The 19,217-nt window shown below is 42.1% G+C and carries 17 protein-coding genes; 15 read left to right on the top strand and 2 right to left on the bottom strand.

Features of this window, described 5'->3' with window-relative positions:
• Nucleotides 1–4 precede the first annotated feature (4 nt).
• Together FVA72_RS04235 and hpaR are read right to left on the bottom strand one after the other, a co-directional pair.
• Entirely contained in the window at nucleotides 5–1,678 is a 1,674-nt protein-coding gene (locus FVA72_RS04235; protein ID WP_165119653.1) for a ShlB/FhaC/HecB family hemolysin secretion/activation protein, read from the bottom strand.
• Nucleotides 1,679–2,434: 756 nt separating this feature from the next.
• Nucleotides 2,435–2,884, bottom strand: a complete 450-nt coding sequence (gene hpaR, locus FVA72_RS04230; RefSeq protein ID WP_110592370.1) for a homoprotocatechuate degradation operon regulator HpaR — start codon at nucleotides 2,882–2,884, stop codon at nucleotides 2,435–2,437.
• A gap of 430 nt (nucleotides 2,885–3,314) precedes the next feature.
• Between hpaR and FVA72_RS04225 the strand changes: the two genes are divergently transcribed.
• The 15 genes from FVA72_RS04225 (at nucleotide 3,315) to FVA72_RS04155 (ending at nucleotide 19,175) form a co-directional block, all read left to right on the top strand.
• Nucleotides 3,315–3,944: a fumarylacetoacetate hydrolase family protein gene (locus tag FVA72_RS04225; RefSeq protein ID WP_096864818.1), complete on the top strand. Its 630-nt coding sequence runs from the start codon at nucleotides 3,315–3,317 to the stop codon at nucleotides 3,942–3,944.
• Nucleotides 3,944–4,723: a fumarylacetoacetate hydrolase family protein gene (locus FVA72_RS04220; protein WP_094962175.1), complete on the top strand. Its 780-nt coding sequence runs from the start codon at nucleotides 3,944–3,946 to the stop codon at nucleotides 4,721–4,723. The genes FVA72_RS04225 and FVA72_RS04220 overlap by 1 nt, the downstream gene beginning before the upstream one ends.
• Nucleotides 4,723–6,189 carry a 5-carboxymethyl-2-hydroxymuconate semialdehyde dehydrogenase gene (gene hpaE / locus FVA72_RS04215; RefSeq protein WP_094962174.1) on the top strand — a complete coding sequence of 489 codons (1,467 nt, stop codon included), beginning with the start codon at nucleotides 4,723–4,725 and terminating at the stop codon, nucleotides 6,187–6,189. Before FVA72_RS04220 ends, hpaE begins: the two co-directional genes overlap by 1 nt.
• Nucleotides 6,190–6,428: 239 nt before the next feature.
• A complete protein-coding gene (hpaD, locus tag FVA72_RS04210) occupies nucleotides 6,429–7,310 on the top strand; it encodes a 3,4-dihydroxyphenylacetate 2,3-dioxygenase (protein WP_004905296.1) in 882 nt (293 codons plus the stop codon).
• Nucleotides 7,311–7,319: 9 nt separating this feature from the next.
• The gene (locus FVA72_RS04205; RefSeq protein ID WP_004905302.1) at nucleotides 7,320–7,703 is read left to right on the top strand and encodes a 5-carboxymethyl-2-hydroxymuconate Delta-isomerase; all 384 of its coding nucleotides are present in this window, start codon (nucleotides 7,320–7,322) and stop codon (nucleotides 7,701–7,703) included.
• A gap of 40 nt (nucleotides 7,704–7,743) precedes the next feature.
• Nucleotides 7,744–8,970, top strand: a complete 1,227-nt coding sequence (locus FVA72_RS04200) for a Bcr/CflA family multidrug efflux MFS transporter (protein ID WP_004905316.1) — start codon at nucleotides 7,744–7,746, stop codon at nucleotides 8,968–8,970.
• Entirely contained in the window at nucleotides 8,967–10,430 is a 1,464-nt protein-coding gene (locus FVA72_RS04195; RefSeq protein ID WP_110592371.1) for an NAD-dependent succinate-semialdehyde dehydrogenase, read from the top strand. The genes FVA72_RS04200 and FVA72_RS04195 overlap by 4 nt, the downstream gene beginning before the upstream one ends.
• Nucleotides 10,431–10,550: 120 nt before the next feature.
• Nucleotides 10,551–11,354 (top strand): 2-oxo-hept-4-ene-1,7-dioate hydratase, encoded by an 804-nt coding sequence (hpaH, locus tag FVA72_RS04190; RefSeq protein WP_004914311.1) that lies wholly within the window; start codon nucleotides 10,551–10,553, stop codon nucleotides 11,352–11,354.
• A 10-nt stretch (nucleotides 11,355–11,364) separates the two neighbouring features.
• Nucleotides 11,365–12,171: a 4-hydroxy-2-oxoheptanedioate aldolase gene (gene hpaI, locus FVA72_RS04185; protein WP_110592372.1), complete on the top strand. Its 807-nt coding sequence runs from the start codon at nucleotides 11,365–11,367 to the stop codon at nucleotides 12,169–12,171.
• A 164-nt stretch (nucleotides 12,172–12,335) separates the two neighbouring features.
• Entirely contained in the window at nucleotides 12,336–13,703 is a 1,368-nt protein-coding gene (gene hpaX / locus FVA72_RS04180) for a 4-hydroxyphenylacetate permease (protein WP_004905323.1), read from the top strand.
• A 308-nt stretch (nucleotides 13,704–14,011) separates the two neighbouring features.
• Nucleotides 14,012–14,902: a 4-hydroxyphenylacetate catabolism regulatory protein HpaA gene (gene hpaA / locus FVA72_RS04175; protein ID WP_004905325.1), complete on the top strand. Its 891-nt coding sequence runs from the start codon at nucleotides 14,012–14,014 to the stop codon at nucleotides 14,900–14,902.
• A 518-nt stretch (nucleotides 14,903–15,420) separates the two neighbouring features.
• A complete protein-coding gene (hpaB, locus tag FVA72_RS04170; RefSeq protein WP_004905326.1) occupies nucleotides 15,421–16,983 on the top strand; it encodes a 4-hydroxyphenylacetate 3-monooxygenase, oxygenase component in 1,563 nt (520 codons plus the stop codon).
• A 19-nt stretch (nucleotides 16,984–17,002) separates the two neighbouring features.
• Entirely contained in the window at nucleotides 17,003–17,521 is a 519-nt protein-coding gene (hpaC, locus tag FVA72_RS04165; RefSeq protein ID WP_004905327.1) for a 4-hydroxyphenylacetate 3-monooxygenase, reductase component, read from the top strand.
• A 363-nt stretch (nucleotides 17,522–17,884) separates the two neighbouring features.
• Entirely contained in the window at nucleotides 17,885–18,703 is an 819-nt protein-coding gene (locus FVA72_RS04160) for a winged helix-turn-helix domain-containing protein (protein ID WP_110592373.1), read from the top strand.
• Nucleotides 18,693–19,175, top strand: coding sequence for a FidL-like protein (locus FVA72_RS04155; protein WP_110592374.1), 483 nt, complete (start codon nucleotides 18,693–18,695; stop codon nucleotides 19,173–19,175). The genes FVA72_RS04160 and FVA72_RS04155 overlap by 11 nt, the downstream gene beginning before the upstream one ends.
• The last annotated feature ends 42 nt before the right edge of the window (nucleotides 19,176–19,217 follow it).

The raw sequence follows: 19,217 nt of genomic DNA, 5'->3' as shown, positions 1-19,217 counted from the left end.
AAAGCTACAGAGAGAATGAGACCGACCAATAAGCCGACCAATTGTCTGGTTTAAGTTGTGAGGGATAATGCAAAGGTTTACTGAGTAGAAACTGAGAATAAATTAGGCTATTGCCTGTAAAAGAGAGGCCAACGGCTCCGCCGGCTAAAGTGTCATGTTCAACGTGGTATTTATCTGAGGCAATAAACCCGTAATCTAGCGCTCCGATAAAACGCAGTTGCCCAATTGCCGTATTAGCGATGCCTTTATTGATTTCATTACGCCAATAGCCACCTCGGTTACCACTCAAAGACTGCTCATGGTAACCACGGACGGAATACTGGCCTCCAATACTTATACGTTCAATGCCGTATAAATTATCGGGGGAGTATTGACTGTAAAATGACGTTAAATAGGTCAAACCATTAGAGAAAAAATACTGATAACTGCTACTTAGACTGAATTTGCGGTAATGGCTTCGTGGTGAATCTTTCGCGAGGGTGTCCGGTGAGGCGCCAAAGGCGGATATTCCCCATTCAGCAGCAGGGTTTAACGTGAAGTAGCCTTGTCCGAGGGTAGTGCTGTACTGCGGGGTAAATGAGAGCGAGGTTAAAGTTGGGCTGCTGATACTCAGGGTTTGGGAAGCTAACTGAGTGCGGGCATTTTTATGTTTCAAACTGCCTTGTAAGGTTAGACGCTGTTTGCCATCGCGATAAATTAAGCGGCTGACATCAAATTGTTGGTTGGTATTTTTGCCTTCATAACGGTATTGCTGACCCGATGCATAAAACGGTTGTAACGTACTGTTACGGTAAAATTGATAACGGTATGACCAATAACCATAAGGCACATTCACATTCGCAACGATATAACGATTATGATGGGATGTACTTCCATCCATATCGGTATTGGCCGAGGCTGACCACTGCTCACCAAACCCTAATGGGGAATCTACCGTCAAACCGCCTGTAATCAGCTGTTTTCCTGTTGCTTTCATCCCTGAATTATCGAAGTTCAATTGGCCCGTAATAGGCCATTTTTTCCCTTGCTGATGAATAATAATCCGAGAGTAGCTATTTTGGCTTCCTGGCTGGATATCGATAGTGTACTTAGCGGACGATAACCGGTTGAGTTGCTCCAACCCTTGTTCAATATCCCGTAGATTTAATATTTTACCTTGTTGATAAGGAAATATTTGATGAACTAGGCGCTCTGGGGAGTTATCAATCTCGATAGTTTCAATCTTTCCTTCAATCATTTGTAAGGCGAGATGATGTGACGATAAATCTTGCTCAGGAATGATGGCTTGAGAGGTAATAAACCCCTGTTCTATATAGTAATTAGTCACATGCTTAGTGAGCTTATGTATTTCACCTAGCGTGAGGCAGCGTTTTAAGTAAGGTGAGGTTAACTGAGTCTGAGTTTTACTGGTGAGTTGTGTGGCACCGACAAATTGGATCTTATCGACCGGGAAACAGATTTCATCTTGACCGTGTTTGGAAAAAGTATCATCAACGGTGATTACATTGTGTTTTTCCAATAGGTTACGTTGGATTAACTCCGATTCTAACCGTTGTTTCTGTTCAAATTGAATACTTTCATTCGTGGAAGGGAATAATTGATTTTCCGTGTAGCCATAAGGAGAAATCATAAACAACGATAAGCATAATAAACGCCACATAATTTGATATTTTGTCATGTTATCTAAATTTTCGTTACGAACAGTAAATTTACCGTAATGTAACTTATTCTCATTAACTGCTTTTAGATAAAAAAAATCCACCATGACTAAAAATTAATGCTTTCATTCTTAATATTGTTTTTTGCGCCATTTCACTATATTAATTTAACCAAATTGCAATTAACGATAAAATCTAACGTTATATACTGAAAATCAATCATTTGATTTTATTAGGAATGATTTTTCTGAAGAATTTGTCACAAGTAACCTATAGGTAATTTCACAATTACAAATAAGATATGACAGTGAGGGATTGGCTACTCAACTAAAAGTATAAATGAAGTTCAACTTCAGTGAATCTAAACGGAAAAGTGAATTATTTAAGTAATAACTATATTCTAAATAATTCGAATTATAAGAAGGCGACAATTAAAGAAAGTCCGATGAAAACACACCAATATGTGACCCAGTAGCCAGCGCCAGCAACAATGTCACAATGTGAAATATGACGAAAACAAATTAATTTTCTAAATATCGAACTCTAGCAAAGCGGCAATTGAGGATAGTTTTGGGAGCATACATCAGTATGTGACCCAGTAGCCAGCGCCAGCAACAATGTCACAATGCGAAATATGACGAAGACAAATTAATTTTCTAAATAGTTCGAACTCTAGCAAGGCGGCAATTGAGGATAGTTTGGGGAGCATACATCAGTATGTGACCCAAATAGCCGAAAGAAGCCAACACAGCTAGAGCTCGAAATATGACGAAAATTTAGGCGCTTTTCCGCTTATTCATCTCACTGTAGTCTGGGCTCTCTAAAGCGATTAGCTCATCCAACAGTGCGGTCAATTGCTGCATTTTCTCTGGCGAAAATGCCAGCTCGATTTTTTGATAACCTTCTTCCACTTCCTGCCGTGCTTTGTCATACAGCTCTTGCCCTGCTGGTGTCAAAGAGACATATAATTTGCGCTGATCATTCAACGGTTTTAAGCGGAAAATTAAACCTTCGCGCTCCATACGGGTTAGGATCCCCGTTAAACTTGGGCGCAGAATACAGGTTTGGACTGATAATTCATGAAAATCAATTGAACGCTTATCAGCTAAAACGCGAATGATACGCCATTGCTGTTCAGTCAAATTATACGACTTTAATATCGGCCGGAAAAAACCCATTGCGGTTTCCCTTGCCTGCAGTAATGCAATTGTCAATGATTCATGCATAAGCTTAAAACTCACCACTTAATTAACGTTATTTAGCCTAATTTAGGTATTTTATGGCGGCTGCCACAGTGCTTTATTGACACAATGCTTTAGTGAAACCTTTGGTTATCACCATGAATTTCTACATCGCCAATTTGCCTTATTCAAGAGTAGCACGGTCAAATAACAATCTCAAAGAAAAACCCTAAAATATTAATGAGTAAATAATTTAAAATCCAACTTTAAAGTTAATTTTTTGTAAATCAAAAAAAATTGAAAAAATAATAAATTCATTTATAACAGTATCTTACAAAAAGATAACTCAATTATGTTAATGAGATCACAATTAAAATTAACATTTCCATAAACCTATTGCTAATTTAAAAATTATACTTTATTAATATATTAATAATTACTCGAAAGTTGAATTCTTTTCATTAAGGAGTTGTCAATGAAAGGCACTGTATTTGCCGTTGCCCTCAATCATCAAAGCCAGCTTAGCCATTGGCTTGAGGCATTCCAGCAAGCCCCTTATAAGACCCCACCAAAAACCCCTGTGTGGTTTATTAAGCCGCGTAATACGCGTATCAATTCAGGCGAGCAAATTTTGCACCCTGTAGGTGAAGAAGTGCAAAGTGGCGCTACGCTTGCTTTGGTGATCGGTAAAAATGCACGCAAAGTCAGTAAAGAGGATGCTCATCAATTTATTGCTGGGTTTGCGCTGGCAAATGAAGTGAGCTTGCCAGAAGACACCTTCTATCGCCCTGCAATTAAAGCAAAATGCCGTGATACTTTCTGCCCAATCGGTGAAATGGTGGCTACTTCGCTAAATACGCCTGTCGATATCATCACCCTAGTGAATGGCAAAGAAGTGGATCGCTGGTCAACAAAAGATCTGATCCGTGATGCGAGTGAGTTAGTTGCTGCATTAAGTGACTTCGCCACCTTAAAGCAAGGGGATGTGATCCTGCTCGGAACGCCACAGCAACGTGTCACCATCAAACCCGGTGATGACGTGGTTATCCAAGCGGAAGGCTTTCCTAGCCTGAAAAATACCGTTGTGGCAGCAGGAGGAAAATAATGTCTACGATAACAAAACGCGCCAAAATCCTTTTTAAAGGCACTGAATATTCCGTCACTGTTGGTGATAACGAAGCCATTACATTACCTAATGGGGATGTGATCGCGGGTGATTCTCCTGATGTTGAATGGTTACCCCCTGCTCAAGGAACGTTATTTGCCCTTGGTTTGAACTATGCGGACCATGCTGCCGAATTAGAATTTAAGCCACCTGAAGAACCTTTAATTTTCTTAAAAGCAGAAAGCAGCTTAACGGGCCACCGCCAAGTTTCTGTTCGCCCTGATAATGTTGAATATATGCATTATGAGTCTGAGTTAGTGGTGGTGATTGGAAAAACGGCTCACAAGGTCTCAAGAGAAGATGCCATGGATTATGTCGCAGGTTATACCGTGTGTAATGACTATGCGATCCGTGACTATTTAGAGAACTATTATCGCCCAAATTTACGTGTTAAGAGCCGCGATACCTTAACGCCGATCGGCCCTTGGATCGTCGATAAAGATGCCATTAAAGATCCCCATAACTTGGCTTTATACACCTATGTTAATGGTGAATTACGTCAAAAAGGCACCACTGCCGATCTAATTTTCGATATTCCATTTTTAATTGCTTACCTCAGTGACTTTATGACACTGCAACCGGGAGACATGATTGCGACAGGGACACCAAAAGGGTTGTCTGATGTCGTGCCGGGTGACGAAGTCATTGTTGAAGTTGAAGGTGTTGGCAAACTGGTCAACACCATTATCAGCGAAAAAGACTATGAGGAACGTGTGTAATGACTAAGATTAATCATTGGATCAACGGTAAAAACGTTGCTAGCAAAGACTATTTTGAAACCACCAACCCTGCAACGGGTGAAGTACTCGCTGAAGTCGCAGCGGGTGGACAAGACGAAATCAACCAAGCCGTTGCCGCAGCAAAAGACGCATTTCCAAAATGGTCCAATACCCCGATGAAAGAGCGCGCTCGCTTAATGCGTCGCCTTGGTGAATTGATCGACGAAAATGTCCCGCAAATTGCAGAAATGGAAACCAAAGACACTGGTTTGCCTATTCACCAAACTAAAAACGTGTTGATCCCACGCGCTTCACACAACTTTGAATTCTTTGCTGAAATTTGCCAGCAAATGAATGGCCGTACTTACCCTGTTGATGACAAGATGATGAACTACACCTTGGTTCAACCTGTGGGTGTCTGTGCGCTGATTTCCCCATGGAACGTGCCATTTATGACCGCAACATGGAAAACCGCCCCTTGTTTAGCACTGGGTAATACTGCGGTTCTGAAAATGTCTGAGTTATCACCATTATCAGCGAATCGCCTTGGTGAACTGGCTCTGGAAGCCGGTATTCCAGCAGGCGTTTTGAACGTGGTTCAAGGCTACGGTAGCACTGCGGGAGATGCTTTAGTCAAACACCATGATGTCCGTGCGGTTTCCTTTACTGGGGGCACGGCTACTGGCCGCACTATTATGCAAAATGCAGGCTTGAAAAAGTATTCCATGGAATTAGGGGGTAAATCACCGGTACTGGTCTTTGAAGACGCGGATATTGAGCGTGCACTAGACGCTGCCCTGTTTACGATTTTCTCCATTAATGGCGAACGCTGTACGGCTGGCTCACGTATTTTCATCCAAGAAAGTATCTATCCTGAGTTTGTTAAACGCTTTGCGGAACGTGCAAACCGCTTGATCGTCGGTGACCCGAACGATCCGAAAACCCAAGTGGGTGCATTGATCAGCCAGCAGCACTGGAACAAAGTTTCGGGTTATATTCGCTTAGGTATGGAAGAAGGCGCAACCTTGTTAGCGGGTGGCCCAGACAAACCGACTGATCTACCTGACCACCTCAAAGGCGGTAATTTCTTACGTCCTACCGTACTGGCTGATGTCGATAACCGCATGCGTGTTGCACAAGAAGAGATCTTTGGGCCTGTGGCTTGTTTAATTCCGTTTAAATCTGAAGAAGACGGTTTACGCATGGCAAATGATATTGAGTACGGCCTTGCTTCGTATATTTGGACGCAAGATGTCAGCAAGATTTTACGTTTATCACGCAGTATTGAAGCTGGAATGGTGTTTGTTAACACCCAAAACGTGCGTGACCTGCGCCAACCATTCGGTGGTGTCAAAGCCTCCGGTGTAGGCCGTGAAGGTGGCGAGTACAGCTTCGAAGTGTTCGCAGAAATGAAGAACGTGTGTATCTCCTACGGAGACCACAACATCCCACGCTGGGGTGTGTGATTCATAAATTTATTTTATTTATCAATTAGATACCCATGAAAATTTGAACTGTAAATGATTCATGATAAATAATAGCTACAACAAATATGGGTAAACTCGTTCCTTACCCTAAATAGTTTGAGTTGTAGCTAGGCGGCAAGCGAAATCATCCCTATGAGCATACATGAGTATGTGATTAGGGTGGTTTTGTGCGGCCAACACCGCTACAGCTCAAAATATAACGGGTAAGAGAGGATGAAATGGGTAAGTTGGCACTCGCCGCAAAAATAACACACGTCCCATCCATGTACCTATCAGAACTACCAGGTAAAAACTTTGGATGCCGCCAAGCCGCTATCGATGGGCATAAAGAAATCAGCCGCCGCTGCCGTGAATTAGGCGTTGATACCATTATCGTTTTTGATACGCACTGGTTAGTCAACAGCGCCTATCACATTAACTGTGCTGACCACTTTAAAGGTATTTATACCAGTAATGAGCTTCCTCATTTTATTCGCGATATGGAATATGAATACGATGGGAACTCAGTATTAGGTCAAATGATTGGTGAGGAAGCGCGTAAGTTAGGTGTTCGTGCTCAAGCTCATGAAATCCCAAGCTTAACCCTTGAGTATGCGACATTAGTTCCTATGCGCTATATGAATAGTGACCGTCACTTTAAAGTTATCTCAATTTCAGCATTCTGTACTTCCCATAGTTTTGAAGACAGCCGCAAATTAGGTGAAGCCGTACTAACCGCGATTGAAAAATACGATGGCACCGTCGCTGTATTAGCGAGTGGTTCATTATCACACCGCTTTATTGATGACCAAAAAGCCGAAGATGGCATGAACAGCTACACGCGTGAATTTGATGAGCAAATGGATAAACGTGTCGTCAAACTTTGGCGTGAAGGTCGTTTTGAAGAGTTCTGCAAAATGTTGCCTGAGTACGCAGATTACTGCTATGGAGAAGGCCATATGCACGACACTGTGATGCTGCTAGGTATGTTAGGTTGGGATAAATACGCTGAGAAAGTGGAAGTTTTAACTGACTTGTTTGCCAGCTCAGGCACAGGGCAAATCAATGCCGTGTTCCCACTGCCAAGCTATATTACTGATAAACAAGCTGTCACCGCATAAGGAATTGTTATGCCTCATTTTTATGCAGAATGTACAGAAAATATTCGTGATGAAGCTCAACTACCTGAGCTCTTCGCCAAAGTGAATGAAGCCCTCGCGGGAACCGGTATCTTCCCATTAGGTGGCATTCGTAGTCGTGCTATTTGGCTGGATACTTGGCAAATGGCCGATGGCAAGCACGATTATGCTTTTGTCCATATGACGTTGAAGATCGGTGCTGGGCGCTCTCTTGAAGATAGACAAAAAACGGGGGAAATGATTTTCGACCTGATCAAAACCCACTTTGCCGATTTAATGGCAAAACGCTACCTCGCACTGTCTTTTACCATGGAAGAGCTTGATCCTGTTTTAAATTATAAACAGAACAATGTTCATGCCTTGTTTAAGGGCTAAGAGTTTAAAGCTTTATTCTTCGTTTTATTGAGAGGGCAAGATGGTTAAAAATTTCGATAAACACATACCGCACTACTTGATTCCATTACTGGGGTCATTAGTGGCATTCGGTCCATTGTCTATCGATATGTACCTCCCTGCCCTCCCTCAAATGGGAATTGCATTACAGGCCACTCAAGGGCAAATGCAGTACACCCTTGGGGCTTTTTTTGCTGGTTTCTGCGTGGGAATGCTGTTTTATGGCCCATTAAGTGACCTTCTTGGCCGGCGGAAAATGTTGTTAAGTGGCCTTGCCATTTTCACTATTGCCAGTTTGTTATGCGCACAAGCCACCAACGCAAATACCTTGATTGTATTCCGAGCGCTGCAAGCTTTTGGTAGTGGAGCGGCCATTGTTATGGCTAGGGCGATTGCAAGGGATGTTTACCCTGCTCATGAACTACCTAAAGTGCTGTCATTAATGACACTTGTGACCATGATAGCGCCATTACTGGCACCGCTATTAGGTGGTTTTTTACTCGTTCATTTTCAGTGGCAAGTGATTTTCTATTTGCTGGCAGTAATTGGCTTAGCTTCGGTGTGTGCGATTTTTTTCTTACTCCCTGAAACGTTAACCCACCAGCGCGGTTCTGAAAATATACTTTGTGTCGCTTTTAAGAATTATGCACAGGTGCTCACAGACCGAGAAGCACTGAGTATTATTGGCACCATGGCATTCTCTTTTGCCGGTATGTTTGCCTTTATCAGTGGTTCACCGTTTGTGTACATCAATTATTTCGGTGTTTCTGAACAACATTATGGTTTGCTGTTCGGTTGTAACATCTTGGGGATGATTGTCATGTTGTTGTTGAACGTTAAACTGCTAAAAACCTATAGTTTAACGCGCATACTGACTATGCAAAGTGGGTTTCAATTAGCATTTGGTCTGCTGTTACTCATATTTTACCAACAAAGTTTGCCCATAATTGTTATTCTAGTCGTGCTGTTCTTATCGATGGTCAATGCTATCGGCACCAACAGTTTGTCACTATTACTGCAACATCGCGGGAAAATTGCAGGAAGTGCCAGTGCACTTGCTATTTCTATTCAGTTTGCCTTAGCGGCTGTCGCCAGCGTTGCAGTTTCTGTATTACAAGATGAATCCCCATTCGCTATGGCACTTGTTATGGCGCTGTGTGCCGGGTTAAGTTTTGTTAGCCAACAGCTATCAGCTAAAAATATCCGCCCACAAGTCCAATCAGTGTCTTCGGAGAACAACGAAAAATGAGCATAAATACCAATTCTACGTTATTTCGCCAACAAGCTTATATCAACGGCCAATGGGTTGATGCCCAAAATAAAGGTGTGTTTGAGGTCACTAACCCAGCAAATAATGAGATTATCGCTAAAGTCAGCAATGTCGGTGCTTTAGAAACCCAACAAGCTATCGAAGCCGCAGAAAAAGCCCTGCCTGCATGGCGTGCTAAAACCGCCAAAGAGCGCAGCCAAATTTTAAATAAATGGTTCCGTTTAATGATGGATAACCAAAAAGAACTGGCTGAGTTACTCAGTGCTGAGCAAGGTAAGTCGATCACTGAATCGATGGGAGAAATTGCCTACGGTGCCAGCTTTATTGAGTGGTTTGCTGAAGAAGGTAAACGTGTGTATGGGGAAACCATTCCATCACCTTTACCGGGGCGTCGCCTTGTGACGATAAAACAACCCGTGGGGGTGGTTGCGGCTATCACACCGTGGAACTTCCCAAACGCCATGATCACCCGTAAAGTCGGCCCTGCGCTAGCAGCAGGCTGTACGATGGTATTAAAACCCGCGGCAGAAACACCATTATCTGCATTAGCGTTGGCAGCGTTAGGGGAAGAAGCCGGTATTCCTGCTGGTGTATTTAACATTGTCCCAGGTACGGATGCTAAAGCCATTGGCGGCGTGATGACCTCTAGCCCTATCGTTCGTAAGCTCACGTTCACGGGTTCAACACGAGTTGGTAAATTGCTGATGGAACAGTGCGCTAACACCGTGAAAAAAATGTCTCTGGAACTCGGTGGTAACGCGCCATTTATCGTGTTTGATGATGCCGATTTAGATGCAGCAGTACAAGGTGCTTTAGCGGCTAAATTCCGCAATAGTGGGCAAACTTGTGTGTGTGCTAATCGCATTTTAGTCCAAGAAGGCGTTTACGATGAATTTGCGACTCGTTTAGCAAAAGCCGTGAATGAACTGAAAATCGGCCCTGCCACACAAGCAGACTCACAGCAGGGTCCTCTGATTAATCAAGCCGCAGTCGATAAAGTCACTGAACATATTGCGGATGCCGTTTCCCACGGTGCAAAAGTCATCGCTGGTGGTAAATCGGCAGAATTAGGTGGCTTGTTCTTTGAACCGACCGTTATCACTGGCGTCACTGAAGCCATGAAAGTCGCTAAAGAAGAAACATTCGGCCCACTGGCACCTTTATTTAAATTCCGTGATGAACAAGAAGCGATTGATCTTGCCAATGATACTGAATTTGGCTTGGCATCTTATTTCTATTCAAAAGATATCGGTCGTATCTACCGCGTCGCGGAGGCTTTGGAAAGCGGCATGGTGGGTATTAATGAAGGCATTATTTCAAATGAAGTGGCCCCATTTGGTGGCATTAAGCAGTCAGGTCTGGGGCGTGAAGGTTCACGCTACGGAATCGAAGATTACTTGGAAGTGAAATACCTCTGCTTTGGTGGTCTTTCCAATTAGTTAAATTGAGTACCGCTGGGTACGCATTCAATTTACACCTTGAATAGTCCGAGTGGCAGCAAAGCGCTTTAGTGCAGCGCTGCTCTCGAAATAGAATAGGTGAATAGGAGTATTAACAGCATGTTACAAAAAGATGTCATATCACAAATCGCGCAGCGCCTAAATCAGGCTGAAAAATCACGTGAGCAAATCCGACAGATCTCACTCGATCACCCAGAAATGACGATCGACGATGCTTACGCTATCCAAAAAGAGTGGGTTGGCGTGAAAATTGCTGAAGGACGTGTGCTAAAAGGCCATAAGATTGGGCTAACATCCAAAGCCATGCAAGCAAGTTCACAAATTGATGAACCTGATTATGGTGCGCTTCTTGACGATATGTTTTTTGATGACGGCTGTGATATTCCAACAGACCGCTTTATCGTACCGCGTATTGAGGTTGAATTAGCATTCGTATTGGCGAAACCATTACGTGGGCCAAATTGCACCATCTTTGATGTGTATAACGCGACTGATTATGTGATCCCAGCCCTTGAGCTGATCGATGCGCGTTGTCATAACGTTGACCCTGAAACCAACCGCCCACGCAAAGTGTTCGACACCATTTCAGATAACGCAGCAAATGGCGCGGTAATTTTAGGTGGTCGCCCAATCAAACCACGCGATTTGGATATGCGTTGGATTAGCGCCCTTTTATATCGTAATGGCGTCATTGAAGAATCTGGCGTGGCAGCCGCTGTACTCAACCACCCAGCAAATGGCGTGGCATGGTTAGCAAATAAATTAGCACCGCATAATGTGCAACTTGAGCCTGGTCAAATTATCTTAGGTGGCTCATTTACACGCCCTGTTCCGGCTCGTAAAGGTGATGTGTTCCACGTTGATTACGGCAATATGGGTTCAATTAGCTGCCGCTTCGTGTAAGGAAAATGGCATGGATATTTTAGAAAATAAATTTAAGAAAGCACTAAAAAGTGGTCAACCGCAAATCGGTTTATGGCTTGGCTTGTGCAGCCCATATAGTGCTGAATTACTTGCTGGTGCAGGCTTCGACTGGTTATTAATTGATGGTGAACATGCACCAAATAATGTGCAAACGACATTATCTCAATTACAAGCGATCGCCCCTTATCCGTCACAGCCCGTGGTACGGCCACCGTGGAATGATCCGGTGATCATTAAGCAATTACTGGATATTGGCGCACAAACCCTTTTGCTACCGATGGTACAAAATGCAGAGCAAGCCAAGCAAGCTGTGCGCGCAACACGTTACCCGCCAGCTGGGATACGCGGTGTCGGCAGTGCTTTGGCACGTGCTTCTCGTTGGAACCGAGTACCTAATTATTTAACCCGTGCCAATGATGAAATGTGCGTGATAGTACAGGTTGAAACCCGTGAAGCCATGAATAACCTTCCCGAGATCCTAAAAGTTGAAGGTGTCGATGGTGTGTTTATCGGCCCTGCGGATCTTAGTGCGGATATGGGCTTTTCAGGGAACCCTAACCACCCTGAAGTCAAAGCCGCAATCGAAAAAGCGATTGTACAAATTCGTGAGGCCGGTTTGGCACCTGGTATTTTAATGGCAGCCCCAGATGTCGCTGAACATTATCTTAAACTCGGCGCACTATTTGTTGCCGTCGGGGTTGATACCACGCTACTAGCACGTACCGCAGAAGCGCTAGCAGCAAAATTTGGTAAAACCGTCTCAGAGGTGGCCTCGAGTGCACCAAGCGTTTATTAATTAAATTATCTCTAAATAAGTTAATTTTAACCCTACAGACAAATAACTTAATTAGATAAATTAAGAAATCAATATCGCAACATTGGGCAGACAGCACCATGACTGCCTACTCGTCCCTTGTACCTATAATAATCTGTAAAAGAAAGAATTGAGGGCCCTACAATATGAGTAATCAACAACTTGCAAGCACTAACCCTGCTGAACAACATAAAAATTTAACCGAACCGCAGCAGCGGGTGATTAATAAGTTATTTAAACGTCTCATTGTATTTTTATTTGTGCTATTCGTTTTTTCCTTCTTAGACCGTATTAATATTGGCTTTGCAGGTCTAACCATGGGGAAAGATATCGGCCTAACTTCCACCATGTTCGGCTTAGCCGCCACCTTGTTCTATGCCACTTACGTAATTTTTGGTATTCCAAGTAACATCATGTTAGGAATTGTTGGTGCTCGCCGCTGGATAGCTACCATCATGGTGCTTTGGGGTATTGCTTCTACAGCCACCATGTTTGCCACAGGGCCAACCAGTTTATACGTCCTACGGATGTTAGTGGGTATCGCTGAAGCGGGCTTCTTACCTGGGATTTTAGTTTATTTGACTTACTGGTTCCCTGCCTATTTCCGCGCTCGTGCTAATGCCTTATTTATGATTGCGATGCCAGTCACCATGGCATTCGGTTCACTCGCATCCGGTTATATTCTAGGTATGGATGGCATTTTAAACCTAAAAGGTTGGCAATGGCTGTTCCTGCTAGAAGGTTTCCCATCCGTGATCCTCGGTGTGCTAGTTTGGTTCTATCTTGATGATTCGCCGAAAAAAGCTAAGTGGTTGACCCAAGAAGACAAAGACACACTGCAAGAAATGATGGACCAAGACCAGCTTGAGCTTGTCCAGCCGCATGGTTCCAAAAGCCATACCGCATTGCAGAACAAAAGCTTATGGAAAGAAATTTTCACCCCTGTGATCTTAATGTATACCGTCGCTTATTTCTGTTTAACCAATACGTTAAGTGCGATTAATATTTGGACCCCGCAGATCATGCAAAGCTTCAATGAAGGCAGTAGTAATGCCATGATTGGGCTATTAACTGCAATCCCACAGTTTTGTACTATCTTAGGGATGATCTATTGGAGTCGCCGTTCTGATAGGTTACAAGAACGGAAAATGCATACTGCACTACCGTATTTATTTGCGGCTGCAGGATGGGTTCTCGCTGCGATGACAAGCCATCCCGTCATTCAGTTGATTGGTATTATTATGGCCTCAACAGGTTCATTTACTGCGATGGCAGTGTTCTGGACAACCCCAGACCAATCAATCAGTTTACGTGCTCGTGCCATCGGTATTGCGGTTATCAACGCAACAGGTAATATAGGTTCCGCTGTCAGCCCACTCCTTATCGGTTGGCTGAAAGACCAAACCGGTAGCTTTAACTCTGGCCTCTATTTTGTTGCAGGCCTATTGGTGGTCGGTGCGCTGTTAGTCATTGCTATCCCAATGAAAAACTCAAGGCCAAGGGCAACACCTTAAACGGTAAAACTGTTGAGTTTTAATAAATTAAGTGCTGCAACAGATTGGAAAAGTTGAATTTATTTAATCCGTCCCCTAAATATTGTTCAAAATAATTCAAGTTGCAGCTAGGCGGCAAGCGACGATATCTCGGGGAGCATACATGAGTATGTGACTCGAGTAGCGGAGTGCAGCCAACAACGCTGCGGCTTGAAGAATGAAGAACAATTCGAGTTGCAGCTAGGCGGCAAGCGAGTTAATCTCGGGGAGCATACTGAAGTATGTGACTAGGGTTGGCTTGTGAGGCCAACAACGCTGCGAGCCGAAGAATGAAGGGTAACTCAACTTTAATTACGAATATTGACATCAGCACAGACTACGACGAAACCCAAGGCACCGACGACGTCCACTACCAAACCTTCGGCAACATGGCCGCCTTCTTTGGTCGCGACATGCAAGCTCATCGCCATGATGGTTTCTTCCAGTTGCACTATTTGGTTACGGGCCATATTACTTTGCAGCTCGATGAGTCGCGCTATTCTGTTCAAGCGCCGCTCTTTATTCTTACGCCCCCTTCGGTTGCACATGCATTTTTCACTCAAGAAGACACTGATGGCCACGTACTCACCGTACGGCAAGACCTGATCACGCCTCTTCTTAGCTCATTGTACCCAGCGAATCCAGATTTGGTCGATATCCCTGCTATTTGCTTATCTGTTGCCGATAAGCCTGATGATATCGATACCTTTAATCATTATTGGGCATTGATGGCTCGCGAATCGGCGAATAACTATATTGGCAAAGACCAAGCCCTCGCCTCTTTAGCCCAAGCGCTGTTTACCTTTCTACTGCGCTCTATTCCACTTGATGAGCACCCTACAACGGGGGTTAGAGGCGAACACCGCCTATTCCAACGTTTTAATCAGCTCATTGACTTACATTATCATGAACACCTTGCGGTACCTGAATATGCCAAAAAACTTGATGTCACAGAGTCACGCCTTAAAGATATGTGCCGGCGGTTTGCTAACCGGCCACCGAAAAGGTTGATTTTTGACCGAATATTGCGTGAAGCTAAGCGGATGTTACTGTTTTCCGACAGCCCCGTTTCAGAAATTGCCTACCAGCTCGGTTTCAAAGACCCCGCCTATTTTGCGCGATTTTTTAACCGGTTAGTCGGGTGCTCTCCTAGCCTATGGCGAGAACAAAACATTCATTAAAGAGAGGCTTAGTGATTTTATCCGTATTTTTAGGTAAAAATCATCAATGCCTCCTGAACGGTATATCATACCTACTTCTAACCTATCTCTACAAACCACTCTTCAAATAATTTTACATTTTAAAAACATTTTTGATATCTTATAAATTTTGTTTTAACTTTATAAAGATGCTAATAATGCTTAACAAAAAGTGAATGTGAAGATTAAAAAAAGAACAAACAACCCAAGGAAAAATATTAATATTAATATAATAACCATTTAATTAATGATTAATAATCAATGCACTGTAAGATAAATAAAAATTTATATTAATATCAAAACATCGAGATGATCACATTTCTTTCACAAAACACAGCTCCCAACGAAAAGTACCAGCAAACCTTTAGAAAGTCTCTTTAAAACTCCCTCGTAAAGCGATTCAATTAAGAAACACAAAACAAACATAAAATTAACATATTTCGCTTGCAACCTTTGTACCCTATCAATGCAAGCCCTCATTGTGAGATAACGAGGTAGACATGAAACCAGAAGATTTTCGTTCAGATGCTAAACGCCCTTTTAATGGCCAAGAATATTTAAAAAGCTTACAAGATGGCCGCGAAATCTATATTTATGGCGAGCGTGTAAAAGACGTCACCACTCACCCCGCTTTTCGTAATTCAGCCGCTTCTATAGGACAATTATATGATGCGCTTCATGATAAAACGACTCATGACCAACTTTGCTGGAACACCGACACAGGAAACGGCGGATACACTCACAAATTCTTCCGTTTCGCTAAAAGTGCCGATGAACTACGCCAACAGCGTGACGCTATCGCAGATTGGTCACGTCAGAGCTACGGATGGATGGGACGCACTCCAGACTATAAGGCGGCATTCGCCAGCTGTTTAGGCGCTAACCCAGAATATTATGGTCAGTTTGCAGACAACGCACGTCACTGGTATAAACGTATTCAAGAAAGTGGCCTGTACTTTAACCATGCCATTGTTAACCCACCAATCGACCGTCACAAGCCAGCTGATGAAGTTAAAGATGTTTATATCAAACTCGAAAAAGAAACAGATGCTGGGATTATCGTCAGTGGTGCTAAAGTTGTTGCGACCAACTCAGCGTTAACACACTATAACTTTATTGGTTTTGGTTCCGCACAAGTCATGGGCGATAACCCTGATTTCGCATTGATGTTTGTTGCACCAATGGACGCAGATGGCGTGAAATTAATCTCACGTGCATCTTATGAATTAGTTGCTGGTGCAACTGGCGCACCATTTGATTACCCATTATCAAGCCGTTTCGATGAAAATGATGCCATCTTGGTGATGGACCATGTGTTAATTCCATGGGAAAACGTATTAATTTATCGTGATTTCGACCGTGCACGTAATTGGGCTGTTCAAGGTGGTTTTGCACGTTTATTCCCATTACAAGCTTGTGTCCGCTTAGCCGTTAAATTAGACTTCATTACCGGATTGTTACAAAAAAGTTTAGAATGTACAGGTGTTATTGATTTCCGTGGTGTACAGGCTGATCTCGGTGAAGTGGTTGCGTGGCGTAATCTGTTTTGGTCATTAACCGATGCAATGACCTCTGAAGCACAAGCATGGGAAGGCGGCGCTTATCTACCCGATACTCAAGCTATCCAAACTTACCGTGTTATGGCACCAATGGCTTACACCAAAATCAAGAATATCATTGAAAGTAACGTGACAAGTGGCCTGATTTACCTACCATCAAGCGTTCGTGATATGAATAATCCAGAAATTGATAAGTATTTAGCTAAATATGTTCGCGGCTCTAATGGTATGGATCACGTTGAACGTATTAAGATCCTTAAACTCATGTGGGATGCAATCGGTAGTGAATTTGGTGGCCGCCATGAACTGTATGAAATTAACTACGCAGGAAGCCAAGATGAAATTCGTCTGCAATGTCTGCGTCATGCATACGGTTCTGGCAATATGAAAGCCATGACAGATATGGTTGATCGCTGTTTATCAGACTACGATCAACACGGATGGAAACGTCCACACCTGCATAACAACAATGATATTAATCAGTTAGATTCGCTGCTGAAATAGTCGGCAGCAGGAGGTCAAAATGTCTTTAGAAAATGAACATCGCCTGCGTTTCAGAGATGCGATGGCAAGTCTTGGTGCAGCAGTCAATATCGTCACCACGGATGGGACTGAGGGTCGCTGTGGAATTACAGCCACTGCAGTCTGTTCAGTTACAGATACGCCACCCACTTTGATGGTCTGTGTTAACCGCAATAGCGCTATGAATGCGGTATTTCAAAAGAATGGCCGCCTGTGTGTCAACGTGCTAAGCCATGAACAAGAAGAACTTGCATGCCATTTCGCAGGTATGAAAGGTTCAACGATGGAAGAACGTTTTGGCTGGAGTGTATGGGAAAGCGGTATTTTACAGCAACCAATGTTAAAAAACGCGCTTGCCAACCTTGAAGGTGAAATAACTCAAGTTCAAGATATCGGTACGCACTCTGTCTACATGGTTGAAATGAAACAAATCATTGTTAACGATACTGGGCATGGTCTCGTTTACTTTAAACGTAAATTCCATCCTGTTATGCACCAAATCCTTGAGCCAACGGCTTAATTGGTAAAGTATTTATATGAAATAGCCTCTTATATTTGAGGCTATTTTTTATATATCATCGTTTAGCCAAAATAATAGCTAGCAACAGACTTACTCCTCATAAAATGTTTCAGCCTAAAATTTTTTACGCATAATAACTATTAGTTATTTTGTATAATGTTAAAAAAATAGTGTTTTTCTAAAAAAAATAAATACCTCTTCAACCTCCCGCCTTAAACATAACATGCGTAAATAAAAATCTAACCATATGATTTTCAATAACTTTCAAAATTACACCAAATATGCTTAATTGACATAACATAAATAACAGGTATAAACTCAAATAATATAAATATTTTTCCTATAAATAAAATCAATCTAAAAATGAACTATTTGATTAATAATCATATTAATTATGACAGTCATCAGGGGCTGTTATATATCGACGATGTTAATAATGCATTAAAACTAACAACCACCTTAAACCGTTTGTTATTAGTCTTAGTGCAAAATAATCATGATATTGTTGACCGAGAAACCATATTACGTCGGGTTTGGGAGGAACATAACCAAGTTGTCTCCGATAATAACCTTAATAGTAGTGTCTCTGTACTCAGACGCCATTTATCATCTTTTTCTGATGATGAAATTATCACGACTGTACCTAAAGTTGGGATTAAATTTTCTGCTGATCTGAAAATTGAAAATGAGCAACAGGAAATTAGTGATAATAATCACAAAGCTTTATTCACTAGTGAGGAAGAACTAGACTCTTCATCAAAAGTACCCGAAGGGACTTCCCCCCAAGCAGTCGAAAATAAAAAAAGCTACATGTTGAATAACCGATATGTTGAAATTTCACTTATTGGACTCATTATTTTTTGCTTATTATACCTTTTTAAAAGTTATTTCTTTGCAAGCCGAACAGAATACCCTGAAGTTGGTCGTATCGATCAATGCAGTATCCGCTACATTAATAGTTACCATAAACCCGATACAACAACCATCAGCTTTGCGACAATTCAAAATGAACTCACGAAATTAAACCTAGATTGTAAAAAGCCAGCAACTGTTTTTTATTATAATGTTGGTATCGTAGCAAATGATAAAAATTTATATGACAACTTCCTATTTTTGTCCTATTGCCCAACAGTACCGAAAGAAAGTGCAACTGTGAGCTGTGAGAATTTTTATGTCAAATAAAATATCAACAAGAATGTTTTTTTTGTCCTTTATATCTATAATTTTGGTTTTCATTAGCTTATATGTTCATCACATAATTAACACTCCTATTATTCCTGATTGCCAAACAACCTTAAAAATAAATATCTCTGACCATCGTTCTACCTTAAAAGGATTTTACCTGCTAAGTGTTATCCCTAACGAAAATAAACCTGACCAACACACATTCATCATGAATGGAAGCATTAGTGATAATGGTAAAAACTATACTATTTCACGAAAATTTCTGATGAAACATGAATACTTAGGTGACCATTTTTTTTTACGCGTTGAAAATATATTTATAGACCCAGCTGATCAGGCTCAAGACAAAATCAATATTCGAGGTGTTCCTGAAATTAACCAACTTTATTTTTTAAAAATAAAAAAATTAACCGACACAAGTTATATTTTTGAAGAAAATTTCTCTCCACTTTTTATTTGCACTCTGTAGCACCAAAAAAAATCATAAGAAATGCATCAAATATTGATATTT

Origin of the sequence: Providencia sp. PROV061, from assembly GCF_011045655.1 — a bacterium.
GTDB lineage: Bacteria > Pseudomonadota > Gammaproteobacteria > Enterobacterales > Enterobacteriaceae > Providencia > Providencia hangzhouensis.
The sequence above is the reverse complement of the archived record's forward strand: the minus strand, read 5'-3'. Positions and strand labels throughout refer to the sequence as shown.